Genomic DNA, 22,830 nt, shown 5'->3' with positions numbered 1-22,830 from the left:
CCTGCGGGGCACCCGATGGCGACCGCCTGCCGTACGAGAGTCAGAAGTCGTAGAAGCGATGCTCCATGACGGACCGTGCGTGCCGGGTCGTACGCAGATAGTCGTCTTCGAGGTCATGGCCCGCCCCTGCCGGATAGCCGAGCAGGCGGGCCGTGGCCTCGAGCTCGGTGTGATCGGCAGGCAGCGATTCCGCCGTGCGACCGCGGAAGAGCATGACGGCCGAACGCACATCGGTGGCCAGCTGCCAGGCCGCGGCCAGCTGTTCGGCATCGTCGGCCGGAAGCAGACCTTCCTCAGTGGCCACGTCGAGAGCCGACAGAGTCGAGGTCGTACGCAGCCCGTCCACCCGATGCCCATGCCGAAGCTGCAGGAGCTGAACGGTCCACTCGACATCGGAGAGACTGCCGCGGCCGAGCTTGAGGTGCCGGCGCTTATCGGCATTGCGCGGCAGTCGTTCGTCCTCCATCCGCGCCTTGAGCGTGCGCACCTGGGTCAATGCCTTCTGCGGCATCTCCCCCGGGTAGCGCAGCGGGTCGATGAGTGCCAGGAAATCGGCGATGAGACCGTCGTCGCCGGCGACCGGACGTGCCCGCAGCAGCGCCTGCGCCTCCCACGGTTGTGACCACTTCGCGTAGTAGGCCTGATACGACGAGAAGCTGCGCACCAACGGACCGTTCTTACCCTCCGGTCGCAGATCCGCATCGAGGTCGACCCCCTGCGCACCTTCGCTGGCCTTGAGCCTCGAGGAGAGCTGGAGAGCCACCTTCGTCACATGCTTGCTCAGCTTTCCCCGAGCCTCGGCGTCGAGATCGTCGCTCAAGGGGCGGTAGACGAACATCGCATCGGCATCGGAGAAGTAGCCGATCTCGCGTCCACCCCACCGGCCCATGGCGATGATCCCGAAATCGTAGTCCGGAGTCTCGGGACCATCCAGATCGGTTCGGACCGCCTGCAGCGCACCTCGTACCGCCAGATCCATGAGGTCGGAGAGATCACCGGGTATCTCCGCCCGGTCCCCGACGTCGAGGACGTCGCGCAGGGCGATGCGCAGCAGTTCTCGGCTGTAGGTCTCACGGATCGCAGTCACCGCATCTGCCCCGTGGCGTTTGAGCAGTCCGTCGACCTCGGCGTTGAGGATCGCAAGGTCACGGGCGTCGAGGTTCTCGTAGCGATCCAGCCAGGCGACAGCGGCGGGCTGGCGCAGCAGAAGTTCCGTCGCATACCCGGACAGGGAAAGCACCTCGGCGACCGATTTGGCAGCGAGTCCGGAGTCGCGAAGCATCTTGAGGAACCACCCTGACGATGACAGCGACTCGCTCAGCCGTCGGAACGCCAGCAGAGCTCGGTCGGGTTCGACCCCATCGGAGAACCAGTCGAGCAGGGCCGGAAGCACCTGTTTGATGACCAATGCGGTGCGCGACATGCCTGTGGTCAGGGCCTTGATGTGGCCCAATGCTCCCTGCGGGTCAACATACCCGAAGGCCTGGAGGCGATCGGCGGCCGCCTGCAGACTCGTTCCTCGCTTCTGAGCGTCCACGACGGCACCGTGGACTCCGACGGCCGCTTCGAGGATGGGCCGATAGAAGATCTGTTCGTGGAGGCGGGTGACCTGTTTCGCATAGTCGCGGCGGACCTCTTCGAGGCGATCCCCGGTCCGTGATCCGGAGCGGAAGACGGAGCGGGCCAGCATCCGCAGCTTGGTCTCGTCGTCGGGGATGAGTGCGTTGCGCATCATCCGCGGGATCTGGACTCGGTGTTCGACGACCCGCATGAACCGGTATGCGGTCGAGAACACGGATGCGTCCTGTTGGCCGATGTATCCGTGCTCGCCGAGTTCTTCGAGGGCGACGAGGGTGTTCGGGGTCCGGATGTCCTCATCATTGCGTCCGTGGACGAGCTGGAGCATCTGGGCGGAGAATTCGACGTCTCGCAGTCCCCCGCGTCCCAGTTTGATCTGGCGTGGCGCTTCGACTGCCGGGATGAGGTCGACGACGCGTCGTCGCATCGCCCGAATCCCGTCGATGAAGCCTGGGCGGCTGGCCGCCTGCCAGACCAGGGGCAGAAGCGAGGCGGAGAACGCCTCCCCCACCTCGACGTCGCCGGCCACGGGGCGGGCCTTGAGCAGGGCCTGGAATTCCCAGTTCTCGGCGATCTCGGCGTAATAGTGTTCGAACTCCGACAAGGTCCGCACAAGCGCTCCGGCTTTGCCTTCGGGGCGCAGCGCCGTGTCGACCTCCCACAGGGCAGGCTCTCCTCCGGGGTCGGAGAGGATGCTGCGCATGCGTTGGGCGAGGTCGGTGGCCAGATTCCTGGCCCCTTCGGTCGGGGCGGAGTCGAGGACGAAGACGACGTCGACGTCGGAGACGTAGTTGAGTTCTCGGGCCCCGGTCTTGCCCAGGGCGATGACCGCCAGACGGATGTGGGCCGCCTCATCGAGCTCGGCACGCGCGATGGCCAGAGCCGCGTCGAGCGCGGCCGCCGCCAAGTCCGACAGGACGGCCATGACCTGGTCGACGATCTCGCCCGGGGACTCCGCCGAGAGGTCGTCGGCGACGAGGCGGAGCACAGCGTCACGGTAGTTGCGTCGCAGTGCCTTGACTCCTTCGTCTCCGGTCACACTCGCGCGCGGAGCCGGATCGTCGGGGTCTGCACCGAGAGCCGAGAGCATATCGGCGCGTAGCGACACCGCCGAGGCGGCAGGCGTGGAGATCAGCAGGAATGGGTCCGGGGCGAGCAGCAACGGCAGGGAGTCGGGATGTCGGACCAGGTGATCGACCATCGCCTCCGACGTACCGACGACCGCGAGCAGTCGAGCCAGGAGCGGACGATTGAGTTCGTCCTCGGCCAGTTCGCTCGTCGTCCCCGACCTCACCGCGTCCAGCAGCGCCCCGGAATCCTCTTCTGCGGCCTCGACCACGCGCAGCAGACCGAGCGCCGCCCCGTGCGGATCCGGTGCGGCCATGAGCAGATCGACGAACCGCGAGTCAGTGGCCAGAGGCGCACCGAGCAGTTCATCGAGCTCGCGGAGGAAGCGGGCAGTGGCATCCGGGATGCTGGTGGTGCGTGAAGTGACTGCGGCCATCACATCGAGGTGAAGTGCTTGGCGATTTCGTACGGAGTCACCTGCGCACGGTAGTCGGTCCATTCCTGCCGTTTGTTGCGCAGGAAGAAGTCGAAGACTTCCTCGCCCAGCGTTTCGGCGACGAGATCCGAGCCTTCCATCAGTTCCAGGGCGTGGGAGAGGCTGCGTGGCAGCGCTTCGATGCCCATCGCTCGACGTTCGGTGGACGAGAGCAGCCAGACGTTGTCCTCGGCCTCTTCAGGCAGGTCGTAGCCCTCCTCGATCCCCTTGAGCCCCGCTGCGAGCATGAGCGCATAGGACAGGTATGGGTTGGCCGAGGAGTCCAGTGCACGGTATTCGACCCGAGCGGAAGAGGACTTCCCCGAGTTGTACTGCGGGACTCGCACGAGCGCCGAGCGGTTGCGGTGGCCCCACGAGATGTAGGACGGGGCTTCGTGTCCGGTCCACAGGCGTTTGTAGGAGTTCACGTGCTGGTTGGTCACCGCGGAGATCTCGGCGGCGTGGGTGAGCAGTCCGGCGATGAACTGGCGACCGGTCCTCGACAACTGGTACTCAGCACCCGGTTCGAAGAAGGCATTGTTCTCGCCCTCGAACAGGGAGACATGCGTGTGCATCCCATTGCCCGGGTGGTCGGCCATCGGCTTGGGCATGAACGAGGCGTAGACGCCTTGAGAGATCGCGACCTCTTTGATCACAGATCTGAACGTCATGACGTTGTCGGCCATCGTCAGTGCGTCGGCATAGCGCAGATCGATCTCGTTCTGACCGGGACCGGCCTCATGGTGGGAGAACTCCACCGACAGTCCCATGGCTTCGAGCATGGTCACGGCCTCCCGGCGGAAGTCGTTGGCCGTTCCGCCGTTGACATGGTCGAAGTAGCCTGCCGTGTCGACTGGCTTCGGCGCAGTGCCGTCGCTGATCCCGGAGACGGGATCGAGGTTGTCGGTCTTGAATAGATAGAACTCGATCTCAGGATGCACGTAGAAGGTGAAGCCGCGTTCGGCGGCTTTGGCCAAGGTGCGCTTGAGGACGTTGCGCGGATCCGCCGGCGCCGGTTCTCCCCCGGGGACATGGATGTCGCAGAACATCCTCCCGGTCGGCTCGGTCTCTCCGCGCCAGGGCAGCAGAGAGAACGTCGAGGGATCGGGTTTGAGGACCATATCGGCCTCGAAGACACGTGACAGTCCCTCGACTGCCGAACCGTCGAACCCGATGCCTTCGGAGAAGGCGCCTTCGAGTTCGGCGGGGACGATGGCCACGGACTTCAGCTGCCCGAGGACATCGGTGAACCAGAGTCGGATGAATCGCACTTCACGATCCTCGACGGTCCTGAGAACGAATTCCTCCTGACGCGACATCGGTTCAGCCGTTCCACTTCTCGTCGTCTTCGTCCCACTTCTGACTGCGCTCTCGCGCCTTGTCCAGGGCGGCACGGGCGACTTCTTCGGTCTCGTATGGCCCCATTCGGTGGGTCCAATCGCTGACCAGGCCCTTTTCGACGGTGTTCGTCTCGAGGTTGAAGTAGTACTTCGAGTTCGGATCGTCGATATCTTCGTAGAGTCCCATGGCGAGCCTTCTCTCCTCAGCGGGGTTCTGCATTGACGGTTTCAGCTTACCGTTTCACGAGGCGAACTGGCGGCACCTGCCGCGCAGGCCCAGGAACCGCCGCTGCTGGTGTCTTCGCTGCGCGCAATCTCCGTCTGGAACCATGGTTTCCGCGGCATCTGGCACTCAGACACACTGATTTCGCAATTGGGATGACGAAAACAGATTTAAAGGTTTGCTCTCCAAACCTTCAAAGGAATAGAGTTGACACCATCGACGGCCGACGGAGAGGTCGGCCGCCTCCGCCCCTGCGGCACATCACCAGGAGAGAAGGACACACAATGCGCATTTCAGTGCCCACCGAGGTCAAGAACAACGAGTTCCGAGTCGCCATCACCGCTGCCGGCGTCAACGAACTCGTCGCCCACGGCCATGAGGTCACCGTCCAAGCGGGAGCCGGCGAAGGCTCCTTCATCATCGATGCCGAATACGAGGCAGCCGGAGCGACGATCGCCCCCGACGCGGCCTCCACCTGGGCCGCCGGCGATCTCGTGCTCAAGGTCAAAGAGCCGATCGCCCAGGAATACGGGTTCCTGCGCAAGGATCTCATCCTCTTCACCTACCTCCACCTCGCCGCCGATGAGGCACTCACGAAGGCTCTGATGGAGGCCGGGACCACGGCCATCGCCTACGAGACCGTCCAGCCCGACGGCGGCGGTCTTCCGCTGCTGGCGCCGATGAGTGAGATCGCCGGTCGCCTGTCGACTCAGGTCGGCGCGCACAGCCTGCTCAAAGCCAACGGTGGTCGCGGCATCCTGCTCTCCGGGGTCCCCGGCGTCGAACGGGCGAATGTCGTCGTCATCGGCGCCGGTGTGGCCGGGACGAACGCCGCCCGCATGGCCCTCGGTCTCGGAGCGACCGTCGAAGTCATCGACATCAACATTCCGCGTCTGCGGCAGATCGATGAGACCTTCGCCGGTGCCATCGGCACGAAGGTGTCGAACAAGTACGAGATCACGAAGTCTCTGGCTTCGGCCGATCTCGTGATCGGTTCGGTGCTGATCCCGGGCAAGAAGGCGCCGAAGCTCGTCACGGATGACATGGTTTCCGGGATGAAGCCGGGCTCCGTGCTCGTTGATATCGCCATCGATCAGGGCGGCTGCTTCGAGAACTCGCGACCGACGACGCACGATGATCCGACGTTCACCGTGCATAACTCTGTCTACTACTGCGTGGCGAACATGCCCGGCGCCGTGCCGAACACGGCCACGGCGGCGCTGACGAATGCGACTCTGCCGTTTGCGGTGAAGATCGCCGATCAGGGGTGGCATAAGGCGCTGTCGAACGATTCGGCCCTGGCCCGCGGCCTCAACATCCACAACGGGCATGTCACCAACGACAACGTCGCCGAGGCATTCGGCTACGAAGCCGTGTCCGTGGCCCACGCCCTAGCCAACTGAAAACCCCTATTACTACCTGACGGCGGCTCAGCAACCTCGCGCGAGGTTGCTGAGCCGCCGTCAGGTAGTAAGTGGTTCAGTTGCGGGGGACGATGGTCGTGTATCTGAAGTGCTCCTCGCACAGTCGTCCGGCCTCTGCTGCGTCTCCGGCGGCGATCGCCTCGACGATCGCGGCGTGATCGTCCACGGCGTGGTCGAAGAGCTCGGCGGAGAAGGGGTCGTGACGGAAACCGGCGTTGATCTTCGTATCGAGGTCGATGGCCATGCGCACGAGTTCCGGGTTGTGCCCGGCCCGGGCGATGGCGAAATGGAACTGCGCGTCCGCCGTGCGGGCGGCGGCCGCCTCGGCGCGTTGGGAATAGACCTCGGCCAATTCCCGGAGTTCGCTCAGCTCGTCCTCGGTGCGCCTGCGCGCTGCGGTCGCGGCCAGGGAATTCTGGAAGACGGCGCGGGCGTCGAGGAGATTGCGACGTTCGGCATGGAATTCGTCGATCCTGTCGGCCATGGGGGCCAGCGCCTCGGGGCGGGCGGTCTTGACGAACGTCCCTCCCCCGCGGCCGCGGCGACGTTCGACGACACCGAGACGCTCTAACCGCAGCAGAGCCGCGCGCACGCTCGAGCGGGAGACCTGCAGATCCGCAGCCAAGGCCCGCTCTCCCGGCAGCAGTGTCCCTTCCGGCAGCGCTCCCACGGCGATGCCGGAGAGGATGTGGTCGGCGATCTGCTGCGGTGCGCTCGTCAGGCTCACCACTTCGCCCAGGCCCGCGAACTCGTGGCCCGCCGATGTCGTGTCGTCGCTCAATCTGCCTCCCGTCTCCTTGGCACGGCTGCTTCCGATTCTAGACTCCGCGCGCCCCTCGCACCCGCATCGACAGGCGGGCGGTCGGCGGGACAAAGCCGCGTTTCCAGCATAGGATCGACACCATCATGACTGTTCACACTCGCCTGCTCACACCCGGCACCATGTCGCCCGAACGCGGTGTGCCGAAGAACATCCCCCGCCCGGAGTACGTCGGTCGCGCCGACGCCGACGAAGGCCGGGGAAACAATTTCTACAGCCCCGAGGAGGTCGAGGTGGTCCGGACGGCAGGTCGGATCGCGGCCAACGCCCTGGCCGCCGTCGGCGAGATGATCGCCCCCGGCATCACCACCGATGACATCGACCGGGTCGCGCACGAGTTCATGTGCGATCACGGAGCGTACCCATCGACTCTGGGCTATCGCGGGTTCCCGAAGTCCGTGTGCACCTCCGTCAACGAGGTGATCTGCCACGGCATCCCCGATTCGACCGTCATCGAAGACGGCGACATCGTCAACGTCGATATCACCGCCTACTACCGGGGCATGCACGGGGATACGAACTACACATTCACCGCCGGAGACGTCCACGAGGAGTCCCGACTGCTCATCGAACGCACCTACGAGTCGATGATGCGTGGAATCAAAGCGGTCAGACCGGGTCGGCAGATCAACGTCATCGGACGGGTGATCGAGAAGTACGCGAAGCGCTTCGACTACGGAGTCGTGCGCGACTACAGCGGTCACGGAGTCGGACGCGAATTCCACTCGGGGCTCATCATCCCGCACTACGATGCCGCACCCGCCCACGCCGAGACGATAGAACCGGGAATGATCTTCACGATCGAGCCGATGCTCAACCTCGGCACCATCGACTGGGACGTCTGGGACGATTCCTGGACCGTGGTGACGAAGGATCGCAGACGCTCCGCCCAGTTCGAGCACACGCTGGTGGTGACCGAGTCCGGCGCCGATATCCTGACCCTGCCCGACGCCGACACCGCGATTGCCGCGGGACCGGCACACGAGGAGAGATGAGATGAGCACAGAGGCCTCCCCCCGCTTTGCAATCGGCATCGACATCGGCGGGACCGGGATCAAAGCGGCCCTCGTCGACACGGTGACCGGCAAGCTGCCGTTCAAACGACTGCGCGAACTCACCCCGAAGCCGAGCACTCCGGAGGCTGTGGCGGCCACGATCACCACGCTTCTCCATGCGCTCAGTGAACGTGCCGTCGAACTCGAACTCGTCGCCGACCGTGCCGCGCTCGATTCCCTGCCGGTCGGCTGCGGATTCCCCGGCGTCATCCGCGAAGGACGTGTCGAATACACGGCGAACCTCGACCAGAGCTGGATCGGTTCGCCCATCGCCGAGATCATCGGGCAGAGCACGGGCCGCACCGTGTACTTCCTCAATGACGCCGATGCCGCCGGCCTGGCCGAGATGATCTTCGGCGCCGGACGCAAGCACCGGAAGAAGACGGTGCTGCTGACGACACTGGGCACCGGAATCGGAACGGCCCTATTCACTCAGGGCCGGATGGTTCCCTACACCGAACTCGGTCATATCGAGATGAACGGGGCCGACGCCGAAACGCAGGCCGCCGAATCAGTCCGGACCCGGCTGGGATTGACCTATCCGGAATGGGCGGCTCGACTGCAGCAGTACTATTCGATGATCGAGCTGCTGGTCGCCCCGGACGTCATCATCGTCGGCGGCGGGGTCTCGAAGTCCCATGACCAGTTCCTGCCGCTCATCACGACGCGAGCGAAGCTCAAACCGGCGAAGCTGTACAACAACGCCGGAATCGTGGGGGCTGCGATGATCGCGGTCAACGACGGTAAGGCGAAGGTCCGTCGCAGCACGTCGTGAATGGGGTGCCGCAGCTGACGATGAGGACAGGCCACCGATAAGCCGGGTTCTGTCGACGAGTCGGTCGCCCTTCTCGCCTGACGGTCATCTATCTGGGACCGATGTTGCCACCGGCCTCAAGCAATCCACCCGACGACTCGGCGAGCAGCCTCGAACGTCGTCTGTCTGATCTTGCTCCGGATGGGGTTTACCCAGCAGCGACGGTCACCCGCCGCCCTGGTGGTCTCTTACACCACCGTTTCACCCTTACCCAGTCGGAACTGGGCGGTCTGCTTTCTGTTGCACTGGCCCGCGGGTCGCCCCGGGTGGGTGTTACCCACCATCCCTGCTCTGTGGAGCCCGGACGTTCCTCAGCCCTCGTGAAGAGAGCCGCGACCGTCTGGTGACCTGTCCTCAAGCACCCCAGTGTAGTCGCTCAGCGAGGCCGCTGCGCACACAGCACCCACACGCAGCGGAGGTCGGACATCGAACGTGATCAATGTCATCGACACCCGGCCCCGACTGCGTCAGTGCGTGATCATACGATGGGGTGGTGAAGATCCTGCTGCCGCCCTCCGAGGGCAAGACACCGTCGTCAACCGGTCCCACGCTCGATCTCGACGGTCTCTCGGCTGCGGAACTCACCCCGAAACGCAAGCGTGTGCTCGCTGCGCTGAAGAAGGTGTCGAAACGTCGAGATGCCCTCGAGAAGCTCGGCGTCGGCGCGTCACTGACCGAGGACGTCGAACGCAACACGATTCTCGATGAGATACCCTGTGCCCCCGCGCTGCTCACCTATTCCGGAGTGCTCTACGAGGCGATGGGCGCGACCGAGCTGGTTGCGCAGTCGGATGACGACGAGACGCTGCGAGACCGCCTCCACGACGTCCACGTCTTCTCCGCTCTGTTCGGCCGGGTGCACGGACTCGATGAGATCCCCGCCTACCGTTTGGCGATGAAGACCGATCTGGGGACCCTGGGAAAGCTGACCTCATACTGGAAGCCGGTTCTGGCGAAGTCCTGTTCCCTCGATCCCGCCGAGGTGGCCCTTGACTGCCGCTCGAGCGACTACCGGTCCGTGTGGCCGGGTCCCACCGATCAGGTCGTCACCATGGGTGCCGTGTCCGTCAGCGGCGGGAAACGTCGAGTCGTCTCCCATTGGGCGAAGTTCTACCGAGGTGAGTTCGCCGGTCGACTGCTCTCCGATGGTCGCCCCCTGCCGGAGACAGCGGACGAGCTCGTCGCTCGGGCCGAAGAGTTCTACGAAGTCGAGTACGTCGCACCGACTGCATCGAAGCCGGGGAGCCTCATGATCGTCCTCCGGGGCTGACGCGTCGTTCGCAGCGAAAAGTGCGGCAGATCCGCGGTCAGCTGCGGCGCAGCAGCACCGCTTCGCACTCCTCACATTCATAGGTTTCGTTGACGTCGGTGCCGAGCATCTCATGCCAGGCTGCGCCGCCGATCTCCTGACCGCACGCCTGACAGTTGGGCCCATTCAGCAGTGCGGCTCCGGGACCGCCTTGCCGGACATTGGCATCGAACGCCGACAGCAGCTGCTGCGGCATTTCGCTTCTCGGACCGGACTCGGCGGATTCGCTCTCGGCGATGAGTTCCCGCAGCTCGGTCTTCCGGTCCTTCACCGCGGTCTGCACCTCTTTGCCGGAGGCCGTGACATCGGCGATTCGGTCATCGAGTGCCGCCAGCTCGTCTTCTGCGGCTTCGAGCTTCTCCATCTCCTCCAGCTGCGATTCTTCGAGTTCGGAGACCCGAGATTCGTGACCGGCAATCTCTTCTTGCAGATGCACCATGTCTCTGCTGGTCAGACCGGTGCCGTCGTTGAGCTCGGCGGTCTTCTTCTCGATTGTCGAGCGCTGCACCTCGATGAGACGGGTGGCTTCGGCGATGGTCTGCTGGTGACCGTCGACGACCGCGGCGGCCTCGGTCCGCTTCTCTCCGAGCTCCTTGTGGCGGGAGATGAGCTCCTGGAGTTCCTCGGCCCGTTTCGGATTGTCATATTCGAAACGCAGGGCGCGCCCGTGGGCAGTGAGTTCGATGAGGGTCTGCAGCGCTGTTCTCTGGCTGTCGGTGATGAGCATCGTCGGTCTCCTTGTCAGTACCGTTCGACCCAGGGGTCGGTGTTGACCGCTGAGTGCTGCAGCGAAACACTGAATCCGCGACGGGCGAATTCGGTCTCGAGTGCCTCGGCTGCCGCAGTCAGCCAGACCGTCTCCGAAGCCCAATGAGAAACGTCGATGAGCGAAAGTCCGTCCTCCCGACGGTTCGCCGTGTCGAGAGCCTCGGTGGCCGGATGATGGCGGAGGTCTGCGGTTACGTAGACGTCGGCGCCGCTGGCCCGGACCTCATCGAACAGCGAGTCGCCGGCGCCGCCGCAGACCGCGACGCGGGTCACCTGCGCCGCCGGGTCGCCGGCGATGCGCACACCGGTCGTGGTGCGCGGCAGCCGAGACGCGAGTCGTCTGGCAAGGTCGCGGACCGGAGTGGGTTCGTCGAGGTCCCCGACGCGGCCGATCCCCGTCGGCGATGAGTCAGCATCCGATCCGCCAGCGGTGTCGTGTGCGGCCAGGGGCTGCGCATCCTCGATGCCCATGAGTGAGATGAGCACATCGGAGACTCCGCCACGGGCCGAATCGGCATTCGTGTGCGCATTGAACAGAGCAATATCGTTGCTGATGAGGGTGTGCACCGCTCCGCCCTTGAGCGTGGCGGCATTCACCGACTTCACGGGCTTGAGCATGAGCGGATGATGGTTGAACACCAGATCCGCACCGAGGACGACGGCCTCGGCGATGACTGCGTCCATCGGATCAAGAGCCAGCAGGATCGACCGGACCTCGGAATCCGGGTCGCCGACGGCCAGTCCTACGGAGTCCCAGGGCTCGGCCAGGGCCGGCGGCCACAGCGAGTCGAAGACCTCAACGCAGTCACTCACCTTCGGATGTCTCATGCCCCCACACTATTACATCGGGGGCGGTGATCATGGCCCGGAAGGCGGCGATTGGGAACACCCCGAGGACGGCGAAGAGATCAGCGGATAATTTTCCGAGAACGTGATTCAGATCATATATTGGGGCCATGACAACTACAGGCACCACCTCCGAATCACCCGTCATCAGAAACTCGTCCACGGTCTCGGACCTCATCCGACGCAGCGCTGGTCGCTTCCCCACCGACACCGCCATCGAGTTCGGCGACCGAACCTGGACCTATGCTGAGCTCGACGCCGCCGTGACCGCGGTGGCCCGCGAACTCGTCCGTCTCGGTGCGACGAAGGGCGACCGGGTCGCCGCCTATGGGAAGAACTCCGATCTCTTCGTCCTCCTCTATCTCGGCTGCGCCCGTGCCGGGTTCATCCATGTGCCGGTCAACTATCAGCTCAAGAACGACGAACTCGACTACATCCTCAGCAATTCCGGTGCCCAGATCGTCTTCGCCGACGCCGATCTCATGTCCGCTGTCACCGCAACGCCGACCGGGGCCGAGGCGCAGGTGATCGACTTCGCCGATCTCGTTCCGGTCGCCACCGCGGAGGAGATCGCTCCTGCCGACAGTGCCGAGTTCACCGTCGACGACGCTGACGTGGCTCAGCTGCTCTACACCTCCGGTACCACCTCGGCGCCGAAAGGGGCGGTGATGACGCATCGTGCACTTCTGCACGAGTACCTGTCGTCCCTCATGTCCCTTGACTTCGCAGCGACGGATCGCGCCGTCCATGCCCTGCCGCTCTATCACTCTGCGCAGATGCACGTCTTCCTGCTGCCGCTGCTGTCGATCGGCGCGCACAACATCATCGTCCCTGCACCCGTGCCCGAGCAGCTGCTCGCCATCTTCGAGGAACGCCAGATCAATTCGTTCTTCGCCGCTCCCACCGTCTGGGTAGCGCTGGCCAACAGCCCCGACCTCGAAACCCGCAACCTCGACAGCCTCCACAAGGCCTACTACGGTGCGTCGGTCATGCCCGGGCCGATCCTCGAGCGCCTGCGCCGGCGGCTTCCGCAGCTGGGCTTCTACAACTGTTTCGGCCAGTCCGAGCTCGGGCCCCTGTGCACTGTGCTGCGTCCCGAAGAGCACGACGATCATCCGGGTTCGGCCGGTCGCCCGGTCCTGTTCGTCGAGACCCGTGTCGTCGACGCCGGCGGTGACGACGTCGGCCCCGGCGAGGAGGGCGAGATCCTTTACCGGTCGCCGCAGCTGTGCGAAGGCTATTGGAACCTCCCGGAAGCCACCGCCGAGGCGTTCGACAACGGCTGGTTCCATTCCGGGGACCTCGTCAAGGTCGACGAGGAGGGCTTCGTCGAGGTCGTCGACCGAGTCAAGGACGTGATCAACACGGGCGGTGTGCTGGTCGCCAGCCGCCAGGTCGAGGACGCGATCTTCGAACTGCCCCAGGTCGCCGAGGTGGCTGTGGTCGGGATCGCCGATGAGAAGTGGATCGAGGCGGTCGCCGCCTTCGTCGTCCTCAAGGACGGCCAGCCGTCACTGTCGGCCGAGGAAGTCACTGGCCACGTCAAGTCGCGTTTGGCCGGATTCAAGGTGCCCAAGCGGGTGGAGTTCGTGGCCGAACTGCCGAAGAACTCGGCGGGGAAGATCCTCAAGCGCAGCCTGCGCCAAGCCTGAGGGCATGCGGCCCCTCAGGCGTTGGCGACTTCAGCGGTGCCTGCACCGCGCCTGCGGATGACGGGATCGGTGTGGGTGGCCGCCTCGGCGGTGGTCTGCGAATCGGAACAGCAGCCGGCTGCCCCACCACATCCTCCAGCGGATTCGTCCGTTCGGGCATCCCCTCCTTCCCCGGTCTCCTGGCCGAGGATGGTGAATCCGTTGTCGCGGATCATCGCGAGGTCATCGGCGGCGGCTTGGCCCTCGGCGGTGAGGTAGTCGCCGAGGAAGATCGAATTGGCCAGCTGCAGAGCCATCGGCTGCAGCGACCTGAGGTGGATTTCGCGGCCGCCGGCCAGACGGATCTCTCGGTCGGGGCAGACGAATCGGGCCGTCGCGACGATCTTCATGCACTGCATCGGGGTGAGGTTCCACTGCCCCTCGAGTGGGGTGCCGTCGAAGGGGACGAGGAAGTTGATCGGAATCGAGTCGGAGCCGAGGGCCTTGAGCGCGAAGAGCGCTTCGATGATCTGCTCGTCGCTTTCGCCGAGTCCGACGATGAGGCCGCTGCAGGGTGAGAGTCCGGCGGTCTTGGCCAGCTCGACGGTGTTCGCCCGGTCCTCATAGGTGTGGGTCTTGACGATGGTGTCATGGAAGGACTCGGCGGTGTTGATGTTGTGGTTGTAGGCGTCGGCTCCGGCTTCCTTGAGCGATTCGGCCTGCCCTTCTCTGAGGATGCCCAGGCAGGCGCAGACTTCGACTTCCGGATTCTCGTCCTTGAGCCGTTCGACGATCTCTCCGACTCGGTTGACGTCGCGACGGCTGGGGCCGCGACCGCTGGCGACGAGACAGACTCGGGAGGCTCCCCCGCCGATGCCCATGCTCGCCTGATCCATGGCCTCGTCGGTGCTCAGCCACGAGTACTTGAAGATCTCCGCCGTCGAGCCCAGCGACTGAGAGCAGTAGGTGCAGCTCTCAGGACACATGCCCGATTTGAGGTTGACGAGGTAGTTGAGCTTGATCGTCATGCCGAAGTGGCGTCGGCGCAGCTGCGATCCCGCGTGGACGAGTCCGAAGACGTCCTCATCCGGCGTCGACAGAAGCGCAAGTGCCTCGGCTTCGGTGATCTCTCCCCCGTTGAGGATGGACTCGGCGAGCTGGTCTGGGTTCACAAGCTGGTCGGTGCTCACAGGCGTCATCGATTGGTCCTTCGTCTCCGTGCGATTGAAGTGGATCCCTGTCAGTCCAGGTCACGTCTCCTGAACACTGTTCAATCCGGTATCAGAACCGTGATCCCTGTCTCTGCATCAGGTTCCGGGGGCACCGTCCTGAAACGCGTTCAGCGGCCGACGACTCGGCGAGACAGCAACCAGGCGCATAGACTTCTCTCGCCGGCACGGATTGCTGTCCGCCGGCCGGCCAGCGGCCAAGAAGCAGCACGATCGGAACGAGGAGCACAATGGCGGATTCGACACAGACGGACACTCGTACCGGAACACGCAGTCGCCGCGGCTGGCGTCTGCACGGTGACGGGCGGACGATCGCTCCCGGTGAGAGGGTTCTGCCCGAGGAGCGTCTGAGCTGGCCGCGGACCATCAGCATCGGCGCCCAGCACGTCGTGGCGATGTTCGGTGCGACATTCCTCGTTCCGCTGCTCACCGGCTTCCCGCCGTCGACGACGCTGTTCTTCACCGCCATCGGCACTCTGCTCTTCCTGCTCATCACGAAGGGCATGATGCCCTCCTACCTCGGGTCGTCGTTCGGACTGCTCGCCCCGATCGGTGCGGTCACGGGGTTCTCGGCGACATCGGGAGACGACCTCGAGCCTCATGCCATGGCCTTGGCTCAGGGTGGAATCATCTCCGTCGGGGTGACTCTGGCGCTGGTCGGACTCGTCGTCCATGTCGTCGGCGTCCGGTGGATCGAGGTGACGATGCCTCCCGTGGTCACCGGCGCCATCGTCGCACTCATCGGCCTCAACCTGGCACCGGCCGCCTGGGACTGGGTCAAGGCCGCTCCTCTGACGGCTGTGATCACGATCATCGCAATTCTGCTGACCACGGTGGCATTCCGCGGCATGCTCGGACGGCTGTCCATCCTCATCGGCGTGCTCGTCGGCTACGGCGCGGCATGGCTGCAGGGCGAGCTCGACTTCTCCACCGTCACGAAAGCCGACTGGGTGGGACTGCCCGCGTTCCATGCCCCTGCCTTCGACCTGGGCTACCTGGGCCTCTTCCTGCCCGTCGTCCTCGTTCTCATCGCAGAGAACATCGGTCATGTGAAGTCGGTCGCCGCAATGACCGGCCGCGACCTCGACCGACTGACCGGTCGCACGCTCTTCGCCGATGGGTTCTCGACCATCCTCGCCGGATCCGGCGGCGGTTCGGGAACGACGACCTATGCCGAGAACATCGGAGTCATGGCCGCCACCCGCATCTACTCCACCGCCGCCTACCTGTGCGCAGCGATCATCGCCCTCGTCCTCAGCATGCTGCCGAAGTTCGGCGAGATCATCGCCACCATCCCACCCGGCGTCCTCGGCGGAGCGGCGACGGTTCTCTACGGAATGATCGGCATGCTGGGAGTGCGCATCTGGGTGGAGAACAAGGTCGACTTCTCCAATCCGATCAACCTCAACACCGCTGCGGTCTCGCTCATCGTCGCGATCGCGAATTTCACCTGGACCCCGGGCGGACTCCAGTTCGAAGGCATCGCCTTGGGCACCGCCTCGGCGATCATCGTCTATCAGGTCATGAAGGCCATCGCCCGGTGGCGAGGCACGGATCCCGACCGCGTCGCGGAGAATTTCGCCGAGGCGGCCGGCCGCTCCGACTCACCTAGCCGCACGAAGCCGGTCGGCTCCATCGATGCGGATTCAGGCACCGTGGACCCGCAGACTCCGCGGACATCAGACTGATCATCGAGTTCTGGACCAGTCATCGGGTTCAAACTCGAGTACCTGTTCAGAACCCGATTGAACCGGCCCCAATTTTCGTACGCTCGGACCCCATCTGGTGCGGGCTTTCGTCACTTCGCGTCCCAGACCTGAGTTCGCATCCTGATGGCTGGAACGCGAAATGGTTTCAAGCCCGCCGGAGTCAGGCACTCAACGGGCCGGGAATGCAGAAGTGCCGCAACCTCGCCTGAGCGATGATGCGGCACTCTCCCATGGTCGGGATAGCGGGATTCGAACCCACGACCTCCTCGTCCCGAACGAGGCGCGCTACCAAGCTGCGCTATATCCCGTGACCAGGAACTACTATAGCGATGGGAACGCGATCTGAAAAATCGGGACGGTCCACTTCGGAAGAATGAAAGGTATGTCTCATTGGCACTGACAGCCGAAAGCATCACCACCACTGCTCTGACCATCCTGTCGCACTACGGTCTCGGCGATCTGTCCATGCGCCGACTCGCCCGTGAACTCGAGGTTCAGCCCTCGGCGCTGTACTGGCACGTCAAGGACAAGCAGTCCCTTCTCATCCTCATCTCCCGACGCCTCAAGGCCGAAGTCGATGCCCTCAGTCCCGTCGTCGCGGATCCACTCGCCGCAGCCATGTCTCTGCGCGAGGTGCTGCTGAAATACCGTGACGGAGCCGAGATCGTGCTGCTCGGCTATTCGATCGCACCGGCGGACGTCACGCCTGAAGCCTTGGCGGCCGATCGGCTGGGTGCCGAACTCTCTCACGGAATCCTCACGCTCACGCTCGGCGCCGTGGCCGTCGAGCAGAACCGCAGACTCTTCGCGATCGACCCCGCCGATGCGGCAGAGAATTTCGCCGCCAATGCCTCACTCCTGCTGCGATCTTCACGGTGACCGCCTTGACCGGCACACTCATCGCCGTCGATCCCGTTTCGCCGCTCACCTCGGGATGTGGCATACTGATCAGGCGCCGTCGCAGTCGTCGACGACGCAGGTGGGGCCTATAGCTCAGTTGGCTAGAGCATCTCGTTTACACCGAGAGGGTCGGGGGTTCGAGTCCCTCTGGGCCCACCGTCAAGGCATCTCGTGTTCACGGGGTGCCTTTTCCGTGTTCCGACCCAACTCACCAGCCCAGATCGGCAGGTCCGATCCACGCAGGTCCGAGTCCGCCGCCCCGAAACTCGCCGAGGCGGCACCGGCGGGCGGCCCTTCCGCTGTGCGCCCCGCGTGCCTTCTCCAACAGCTCTGCGCTGAGGGTCTCGAGGTTCTGTGCGGACACCTGATCGGTCATCGTGAACTCCTTACTGAGTTGCCTGCAGCCCTGAGGCTTGCTCCTCGCCTCAGGGTAGCCTCGTTTTCGATCTGTGGTGATAGCTTCGAAGAGGAATCAGCGAGGAAAGTGAGAGGTCAGGCTGTGGCAGACGAACCCGTCATCGACGTCCGGAGCATACCGAAGCCGGAGCGGCATCCGCTCATCATCAACGCGTATGAGGAACTCGAGATCGGCACCGGCCTGATCCTCATCAATGACCACCCGCCCGAGGGTCTGCGTGCGGAGTTGGCCCGCGAGTTCGCCGAGGCGGTCGGGTGGGAGCCGCTGGAGGGCACCGAGGATGAGGTCCGGGTGCGCATCGTCCGCCGTGCGTCCACCCCTGCGCCTCGCGTCGTCCTCAACGTCGCCGAACTCAGCGAGACTGTCGAGGATTCCGGGTCCGTCTGGCAGCTGCCGACGCAGCACCGTGACCTCGATGCGAACGTCATCGTGCTGGCCCCGGGCGGGGAGATCCGCGAACATACCGGCCCGTCTCTCGACGTCCTCATCCACATCCTCGCTGGTGCCGGCACCCTCGAGACCGAAACGGGAACGATCGACCTGTCCCCCGGTCAGATCGTATGGCTGCCCCGACGCTCCCGCCGTCGTTTCCTGGCCGACGCCGAGGCGGGACTGCAGTACTTCTCGGTCCATCAGCGCAAACAGGGGCTGAGCATCACCTCTCGCAGCTGATTTCGCGCTGGACGCACGACCGGTGATCAGCGTCCCGGTTCCGGATCATCCGTCCGGGCAGCGGCGATCGCGATGAGCCTGCGCAGCACCGCCTCGTCGATGTTCTCCAGGCGACGCACATAGACGCACCCGGCGCCCTCGGTGTACTTCCCGAGCTGCGGGAGCAGCTTCGCCCCTTCCGGCAGGTCTTTGAGCCCGTACAGCGAGAGCTGGCTCTTGCGCGGGGAGAAACCCGTCGCCGGCCACTCACCGTGACTGCGCGGGTTCACAGGTGATCGGTAGTGGTACCGGCCGTAGCCGACGATCGAGGGTCCCCACATGACGGGCTCTTCGCCGGTGACATCACGGAAGATCGCGTCGAGGGCGATTCCGTCCTCCCTGCGCTTCTCCGGAGTCACGGCATCGAGGTACGCGGCGACATCGACATCGGTCGGCTGGGTCTTGTTCTCTGCCATGAGGACAGTATGGCAGTTCAGGGCTCCTCGGGGATCCATGCCGAGCCGTCCTCGACCCGATAGATGAGGTTCGTGCGGGTATGCGCGACAGCGGGATACCGGGTGAGATAGTCGAGCACGAAGGACTGCACAGCGGCAGCATCGGTGGCGACGATATGCAGCAGATAGTCGTCAGCTCCGGCCATATGGTACATCCGCACCACCCCCGGGAACTTCGGTGCGGCCGCAGTGAACGCATCGATCTCGGCGCGATCATGCTTGGCCAGGCGAATCGATACGAGCGCCTGCAGGCCCACGCCCAGTGCTGTCGGATCGACATCGATATGGAATCCGCGGATGACGCCGAGAGATCTCAGTCGTTTGAGGCGCAGGGAGACCGTCGATTCGGAGATCCCGACGGCCGCGGCCAGGACTGCGCCCGAGGCCCGAGCATCGGCGTTGAGCTCCTGCAGGAGGCGACGATCGTTGGCATCGAGTGAGACATTCTGCGACATGAGTCACAGTCTTCCATATCTCTTCGCAGACTCTCCTGCCAGATTCCCGGATCCTCGCAGGAGATTGCAGGATCATTGCGTCTGCCGGGAGAAGTGTATTGAATGCGGTTATGACATCGATGCACCCTGAGACCCGCATGGTCCACGGCGGAATGGACGGCCTCGCAGCGTCAGGCGTTCATGTCCCCGCGATCGACCTCTCCACCACCAACCCGGTCAATGACGTCCGCACGGGCGGAGATTCCTACGAGAGCCTTGCCGGCGGACATCCCTTGAAAGAGGGAGATTCCCCTGTCTACCAACGTCTGTGGCAGCCCGGTGTGGCACGGTTCGAATCCGCGCTCGCCGAATTGGAGAACGCCGAATCAGCCGTGGCCTTCGCCACGGGAATGGCTGCCATGACTGCCGCACTCCTCGCCGCAGTCGACGCCGGGACACCCCATATCGTCGCCGTCCGTCCCCTCTATGGGGGCAGTGACCACCTGCTCGAGTCCGGCCTGCTCGGCACCTCAGTGACCTGGGCGGAAGACGACCGGATCGCCGAGTCGATCCGTGAAGACACCGGGCTCGTCATCGTCGAGACACCGGCGAACCCCAGCCTCGACCTCGTCGACATCGACGCCGTCGTCGCGGCAGCGGGAGACGTGCCGGTACTGGTCGACAACACCTTCTGCACCCCTGTGCTCCAACGGCCGATCGATCACGGGGCCGCTCTCGTGCTCCACAGCGCCACGAAATACCTCGGCGGTCACGGAGACGCGATGGGCGGAATCATCGCAACGAATACAGACTGGGCCATGCGACTGCGCCGGGTGCGCGCCATCACCGGAGCCCTCCTGCACCCGATGGGCGCCTATCTCCTCCACCGCGGGCTGCGGACTCTCGCCGTGCGGATGCGCGCGGCCCAAGACACCGCGGCCGAACTCGCGCGCCGACTCCAGACGCGCCCGGAGATCGCCCGCGTCCACTACCCCGGCTTCGCCGACTCCGATCCGCGCGGGCTTGTCGGTTCGCAGATGCGCGGCGGCGGGGCGATGATCGCCATCGAACTGGCCGGCGGATTCGACGCGGCCCGGACCTTCGTCGAACACTGCGACCTCATCGTCCACGCGGTCTCGCTCGGCGGTGCCGATACGCTCATCCAGCACCCGGCCTCACTCACCCACCGGCCCGTAGCGGCCACCGCGAAGCCCGGGGACGGACTCGTCCGCCTGTCGGTCGGGCTCGAACACGTCGACGACCTCGCACGAGACCTCTTCACGGCCCTCGACACCATCCGCGAAGCGGCCTGACAGAGCTCACTCCGCGAACGTCTCGATCGGCTCTTGACCTTGACGCTGCGTCAACTTCTAGGCTGTCAGACATGGACTGGTCCATTCAGGAAATCGCACGGCTGACGGGAACGACGAGCCGAACCCTTCGTCACTATGACGCCATCGGTCTGCTGCCGCCGACCTCCATCGCCGCCAACGGCTATCGCTGCTACGACGAAGCGGCTCTGGTGCGTCTCCAGCGCATCCTGCTGCTCAAGGAGTTGGGGCTGCCATTGACGACGATCGCCGAGGTCCTCGACCGGAGAGACGATCCGGTCGAGGCGCTGTCGCAGCATCTGGTCTCACTCGGACGCGAGAGAGACCGGCTCGACCGACAGCTCGCCGCCGTCACCGTCACCATCACCCGACTGAAAGCAGGTGAGCCGCTCATGGCTGAAGAGATGTTCGATGGCTTCGACCATCGCGAATACAAGGAGGAAGTGACCAGGCGCTGGGGTGCCGATGCCTATCGACGGGGGGGGGACGAATGGTGGTCCCGTAAGTCCCCGGAGGAGCAGCAGGAGTGGAAGGCTCGCGTCTCGGCTCTGTCCGAGGATTGGATCGCCGCCGCCGAGGCGGGGGCCGGGCCTGAATCGGACCGCTGCCAGGACCTCGCTCGACGTCATGTCGAATGGCTGCGAGCAGTTCCGGGCACACCCGCGAACGATCCCGACGGAGACCTCGCAGGGTATGTGCGCGGCCTCGGGCAGATGTACGTCGACGACCCCCGGTTCGCAGCGAACTACGGCGGCACCGGCGGAGCCCAACTCGTCAGGGACGCACTCGAGCGCTACCTCGTGACTCGCGGCCTCTGACACCCACGGAGTCGGCTCTCGTCGACTCAGGGCAGTTCGGAGAGTGCCTGCCGGATCTTGTCGGCGGGTGCCTCCAGCTGCTCCGGAGTCTGCATCGGGGCGCGGTCGGAGATGTCGAAGTCATCCATCGAATTCGTCGGCAGGACGTGGATGTGCAGGTGGGGCACTTCGTAGCCGACGATGAGAAGACCGATGCGCTCGCAGTCGAAAGCCTGCTTCTGGGCTTCGCCGATCCTCTTCGCCACCGCGGTGAGGTGAGAGAGAAGTTCCCCATCGGCGTCGATCCAGTGGGAGATCTCGTCGCGCGGAACGACCATGACGTGACCTTCCGTCATCGGAGCGACGTCGAGGAGTGCGACGCAGGTGTCATCCTGATGGACGAACGTGCCGGGGATCTCTCCGTTGATGATCTTCGTGAACAGCGTGGCCATAAGGTGTCCTTTTCAGCAGTCGCCGAAGGTGCCGGAGATCGGCGCTTCGGTGGTGGCTCGTTTCTCACAGGCTGGAAAGCGCCGCGGCGAAATCCTCGGAGAAGTCCCGAGTCTCGGTGCGGGCAATTTGCCTGCCACTGACGATCGTACCCGCAGGTGAGATGACGAAGACTCCTCGTTCGGCGACTCCGTGGATCTCATCGAAGACGCCGAACGCACGCGCCGCTTCACCGTGAGGCCAGAAATCCGAGGCCAAGGTGACGTCGGTTGCAGCCTGACGGGCCCACGCCGCCAAAGTGTATTTGGAGTCCGCGGACACGACGATGACGTCAACGGCATGGGAGCCCTTCAGCATCCGTTCTTGCCACCGGTCGAGGGCGGCGAGTTCGTCTCCGCAGATCGGAGAGAAGGCGAACGGAACGAATGCAAGCACGACCGCGGAACGCGGGTCCGCCTCGGTGAGGGTGACGACCGATCCGAGGTGATCGGGGAGGGTGAGATCCGGGGCCCGATCACCGGGCCTCAGGATCATGAATAGTTCTTCTTGCCCACGAGCCGGAATCCGGCCCAGTCATCGGCGGCACTGACCGTGGAGGTCACGTGCATTCCGGCGGTGGGCGCCGCTTCGGAGATCTCGGCGGGGCTGATGTGTCCCGGACGGTTCGCCTTCGGGCTGAGCAGCCACACGACTCCGCCCTCCTTCAATGTGGTCTGGGCGTCGACGAGGCCGTCGATGAGATCATCGTCGTCCGACCGCCACCACATGAGGATCACGTCGTAGACGTCATCCTCTTCGCCATCGGCGATCTTGTCTCCGATGATGTTCTCGATCGCCTCGCAGAGCGCCTGATCGACGTCGTCGTCATAGCCGACCTCTTGCACGTAGTCGCCCTTGTTCAAACCGAGGTTGTGGCCCAGCTCGTTTGCGAGGGTCGAAGTGGAGGATGTCCTTTCAGAAGCGGAGTTGCTCATGCCTGTATTCTTCCGCCAACAGTGGTCAAGGTGCAAATATCGGCGCGCCCGCGCGCGGCAAGCGCACCCAA

General features: G+C 64.6%; 23 protein-coding genes, 2 tRNA genes and 1 other RNA gene. 11 read left to right on the top strand and 15 right to left on the bottom strand.

Features of this window, described 5'->3' with window-relative positions; all coding sequences use genetic code 11:
* Positions 1-40 precede the first annotated feature (40 nt).
* Genes QYM46_RS09065 through QYM46_RS09055 form a run of 3 tightly spaced genes read right to left on the bottom strand, consistent with a single transcriptional unit; the run spans position 41 to position 4,648 of the window.
* Positions 41-3,082, bottom strand: coding sequence for a bifunctional [glutamine synthetase] adenylyltransferase/[glutamine synthetase]-adenylyl-L-tyrosine phosphorylase (locus QYM46_RS09065; protein WP_432791641.1), 3,042 nt, complete (start codon positions 3,080-3,082; stop codon positions 41-43).
* The gene (gene glnA, locus QYM46_RS09060; protein ID WP_432791640.1) at positions 3,082-4,440 is read right to left on the bottom strand and encodes a type I glutamate--ammonia ligase; all 1,359 of its coding nucleotides are present in this window, start codon (positions 4,438-4,440) and stop codon (positions 3,082-3,084) included. Before glnA ends, QYM46_RS09065 begins: the two co-directional genes overlap by 1 nt.
* A gap of 4 nt (positions 4,441-4,444) precedes the next feature.
* The gene (locus tag QYM46_RS09055; protein WP_432791639.1) at positions 4,445-4,648 is read right to left on the bottom strand and encodes a hypothetical protein; all 204 of its coding nucleotides are present in this window, start codon (positions 4,646-4,648) and stop codon (positions 4,445-4,447) included.
* 320 nt (positions 4,649-4,968) lie between these two features.
* Here QYM46_RS09055 and ald point away from each other — a divergent pair, with 320 nt between their 5' ends.
* Positions 4,969-6,087 carry an alanine dehydrogenase gene (ald, locus tag QYM46_RS09050; protein WP_432791638.1) on the top strand — a complete coding sequence of 373 codons (1,119 nt, stop codon included), beginning with the start codon at positions 4,969-4,971 and terminating at the stop codon, positions 6,085-6,087.
* 76 nt (positions 6,088-6,163) lie between these two features.
* Here ald and QYM46_RS09045 read toward each other — a convergent pair whose 3' ends face one another.
* Positions 6,164-6,889 (bottom strand): FadR/GntR family transcriptional regulator, encoded by a 726-nt coding sequence (locus tag QYM46_RS09045; RefSeq protein WP_432791637.1) that lies wholly within the window; start codon positions 6,887-6,889, stop codon positions 6,164-6,166.
* 125 nt (positions 6,890-7,014) lie between these two features.
* On the opposite strand from QYM46_RS09045, the gene map reads away from it, so the two are divergent.
* Positions 7,015-7,923 carry a type I methionyl aminopeptidase gene (gene map, locus QYM46_RS09040; RefSeq protein WP_432791636.1) on the top strand — a complete coding sequence of 303 codons (909 nt, stop codon included), beginning with the start codon at positions 7,015-7,017 and terminating at the stop codon, positions 7,921-7,923.
* 1 nt (position 7,924) lies between these two features.
* Complete coding sequence (gene ppgK / locus QYM46_RS09035; RefSeq protein WP_169252211.1) at positions 7,925-8,758, top strand: polyphosphate--glucose phosphotransferase; 834 nt, start codon at positions 7,925-7,927, stop codon at positions 8,756-8,758.
* Positions 8,759-8,780: 22 nt separating this feature from the next.
* Here the strand turns inward: ppgK and rnpB are convergent.
* Positions 8,781-9,149: RNase P RNA component class A (gene rnpB, locus QYM46_RS09030), an RNA gene on the bottom strand.
* 141 nt (positions 9,150-9,290) lie between these two features.
* Between rnpB and QYM46_RS09025 the strand changes: the two genes are divergently transcribed.
* On the top strand, positions 9,291-10,067 hold the full coding sequence (locus QYM46_RS09025; RefSeq protein ID WP_432791635.1) for a YaaA family protein: 777 nt from the start codon (positions 9,291-9,293) through the stop codon (positions 10,065-10,067).
* A gap of 37 nt (positions 10,068-10,104) precedes the next feature.
* Here QYM46_RS09025 and QYM46_RS09020 read toward each other — a convergent pair whose 3' ends face one another.
* On the bottom strand, positions 10,105-10,833 hold the full coding sequence (locus tag QYM46_RS09020; protein ID WP_169252209.1) for a zinc ribbon domain-containing protein: 729 nt from the start codon (positions 10,831-10,833) through the stop codon (positions 10,105-10,107).
* A 14-nt stretch (positions 10,834-10,847) separates the two neighbouring features.
* A complete protein-coding gene (locus QYM46_RS09015) occupies positions 10,848-11,702 on the bottom strand; it encodes a Nif3-like dinuclear metal center hexameric protein (protein WP_432791634.1) in 855 nt (284 codons plus the stop codon).
* A gap of 128 nt (positions 11,703-11,830) precedes the next feature.
* On the opposite strand from QYM46_RS09015, the gene QYM46_RS09010 reads away from it, so the two are divergent.
* Positions 11,831-13,372, top strand: coding sequence for a fatty acyl-CoA synthetase (locus QYM46_RS09010; protein ID WP_432791633.1), 1,542 nt, complete (start codon positions 11,831-11,833; stop codon positions 13,370-13,372).
* 14 nt (positions 13,373-13,386) lie between these two features.
* Here the strand turns inward: QYM46_RS09010 and bioB are convergent, their stop codons facing one another.
* Positions 13,387-14,550, bottom strand: a complete 1,164-nt coding sequence (bioB, locus tag QYM46_RS09005) for a biotin synthase BioB (RefSeq protein ID WP_432791632.1) — start codon at positions 14,548-14,550, stop codon at positions 13,387-13,389.
* Positions 14,551-14,810: 260 nt separating this feature from the next.
* Here bioB and QYM46_RS09000 point away from each other — a divergent pair, with 260 nt between their 5' ends.
* Positions 14,811-16,268 (top strand): uracil-xanthine permease family protein, encoded by a 1,458-nt coding sequence (locus tag QYM46_RS09000; protein WP_432791631.1) that lies wholly within the window; start codon positions 14,811-14,813, stop codon positions 16,266-16,268.
* A gap of 252 nt (positions 16,269-16,520) precedes the next feature.
* Here QYM46_RS09000 and QYM46_RS08995 read toward each other — a convergent pair.
* Positions 16,521-16,597, bottom strand: a tRNA-Pro gene (locus QYM46_RS08995).
* A gap of 82 nt (positions 16,598-16,679) precedes the next feature.
* Here QYM46_RS08995 and QYM46_RS08990 point away from each other — a divergent pair.
* Together QYM46_RS08990 and QYM46_RS08985 are read left to right on the top strand one after the other, a co-directional pair.
* The gene (locus tag QYM46_RS08990) at positions 16,680-17,168 is read left to right on the top strand and encodes a TetR family transcriptional regulator (RefSeq protein WP_432791630.1); all 489 of its coding nucleotides are present in this window, start codon (positions 16,680-16,682) and stop codon (positions 17,166-17,168) included.
* 103 nt (positions 17,169-17,271) lie between these two features.
* A tRNA-Val gene (locus QYM46_RS08985) sits at positions 17,272-17,345 on the top strand.
* A 52-nt stretch (positions 17,346-17,397) separates the two neighbouring features.
* On the opposite strand, the gene QYM46_RS08980 is transcribed toward QYM46_RS08985, so the two are convergent.
* Positions 17,398-17,565, bottom strand: a complete 168-nt coding sequence (locus QYM46_RS08980; protein ID WP_432791629.1) for a hypothetical protein — start codon at positions 17,563-17,565, stop codon at positions 17,398-17,400.
* A gap of 123 nt (positions 17,566-17,688) precedes the next feature.
* On the opposite strand from QYM46_RS08980, the gene QYM46_RS08975 reads away from it, so the two are divergent.
* The gene (locus tag QYM46_RS08975; RefSeq protein WP_432791628.1) at positions 17,689-18,279 is read left to right on the top strand and encodes a DUF2249 domain-containing protein; all 591 of its coding nucleotides are present in this window, start codon (positions 17,689-17,691) and stop codon (positions 18,277-18,279) included.
* Positions 18,280-18,305: 26 nt separating this feature from the next.
* On the opposite strand, the gene QYM46_RS08970 is transcribed toward QYM46_RS08975, so the two are convergent.
* Together QYM46_RS08970 and QYM46_RS08965 are read right to left on the bottom strand one after the other, a co-directional pair.
* Positions 18,306-18,734, bottom strand: coding sequence for a DUF1801 domain-containing protein (locus tag QYM46_RS08970; protein WP_432791627.1), 429 nt, complete (start codon positions 18,732-18,734; stop codon positions 18,306-18,308).
* Between the two features lie 17 nt (positions 18,735-18,751).
* Positions 18,752-19,228, bottom strand: a complete 477-nt coding sequence (locus QYM46_RS08965) for an Lrp/AsnC family transcriptional regulator (protein WP_432791626.1) — start codon at positions 19,226-19,228, stop codon at positions 18,752-18,754.
* Between the two features lie 110 nt (positions 19,229-19,338).
* Between QYM46_RS08965 and QYM46_RS08960 the strand changes: the two genes are divergently transcribed.
* Both QYM46_RS08960 and QYM46_RS08955 read left to right on the top strand, forming a co-directional pair.
* Entirely contained in the window at positions 19,339-20,520 is a 1,182-nt protein-coding gene (locus tag QYM46_RS08960; RefSeq protein ID WP_432791625.1) for a trans-sulfuration enzyme family protein, read from the top strand.
* Between the two features lie 71 nt (positions 20,521-20,591).
* Positions 20,592-21,356 carry a MerR family transcriptional regulator gene (locus QYM46_RS08955; protein ID WP_432791624.1) on the top strand — a complete coding sequence of 255 codons (765 nt, stop codon included), beginning with the start codon at positions 20,592-20,594 and terminating at the stop codon, positions 21,354-21,356.
* Between the two features lie 26 nt (positions 21,357-21,382).
* Here QYM46_RS08955 and QYM46_RS08950 read toward each other — a convergent pair whose 3' ends face one another.
* The 3 genes from QYM46_RS08950 to QYM46_RS08940 form a co-directional block, all read right to left on the bottom strand.
* Entirely contained in the window at positions 21,383-21,787 is a 405-nt protein-coding gene (locus QYM46_RS08950; protein WP_432791623.1) for an HIT family protein, read from the bottom strand.
* A gap of 64 nt (positions 21,788-21,851) precedes the next feature.
* Positions 21,852-22,319, bottom strand: coding sequence for a redoxin domain-containing protein (locus QYM46_RS08945; protein ID WP_432791622.1), 468 nt, complete (start codon positions 22,317-22,319; stop codon positions 21,852-21,854).
* Positions 22,316-22,759 carry a DUF3052 domain-containing protein gene (locus tag QYM46_RS08940; protein WP_169252195.1) on the bottom strand — a complete coding sequence of 148 codons (444 nt, stop codon included), beginning with the start codon at positions 22,757-22,759 and terminating at the stop codon, positions 22,316-22,318. Before QYM46_RS08940 ends, QYM46_RS08945 begins: the two co-directional genes overlap by 4 nt.
* Positions 22,760-22,830: the final 71 nt, after the last annotated feature.

Origin of the sequence: Brevibacterium sp. K11IcPPYGO002 (assembly GCF_050920635.1) — a bacterium.
Taxonomy (GTDB): Bacteria; Actinomycetota; Actinomycetes; order Actinomycetales; family Brevibacteriaceae; genus Brevibacterium.
This window is presented reverse-complemented; position numbering and strand designations above follow the sequence as displayed.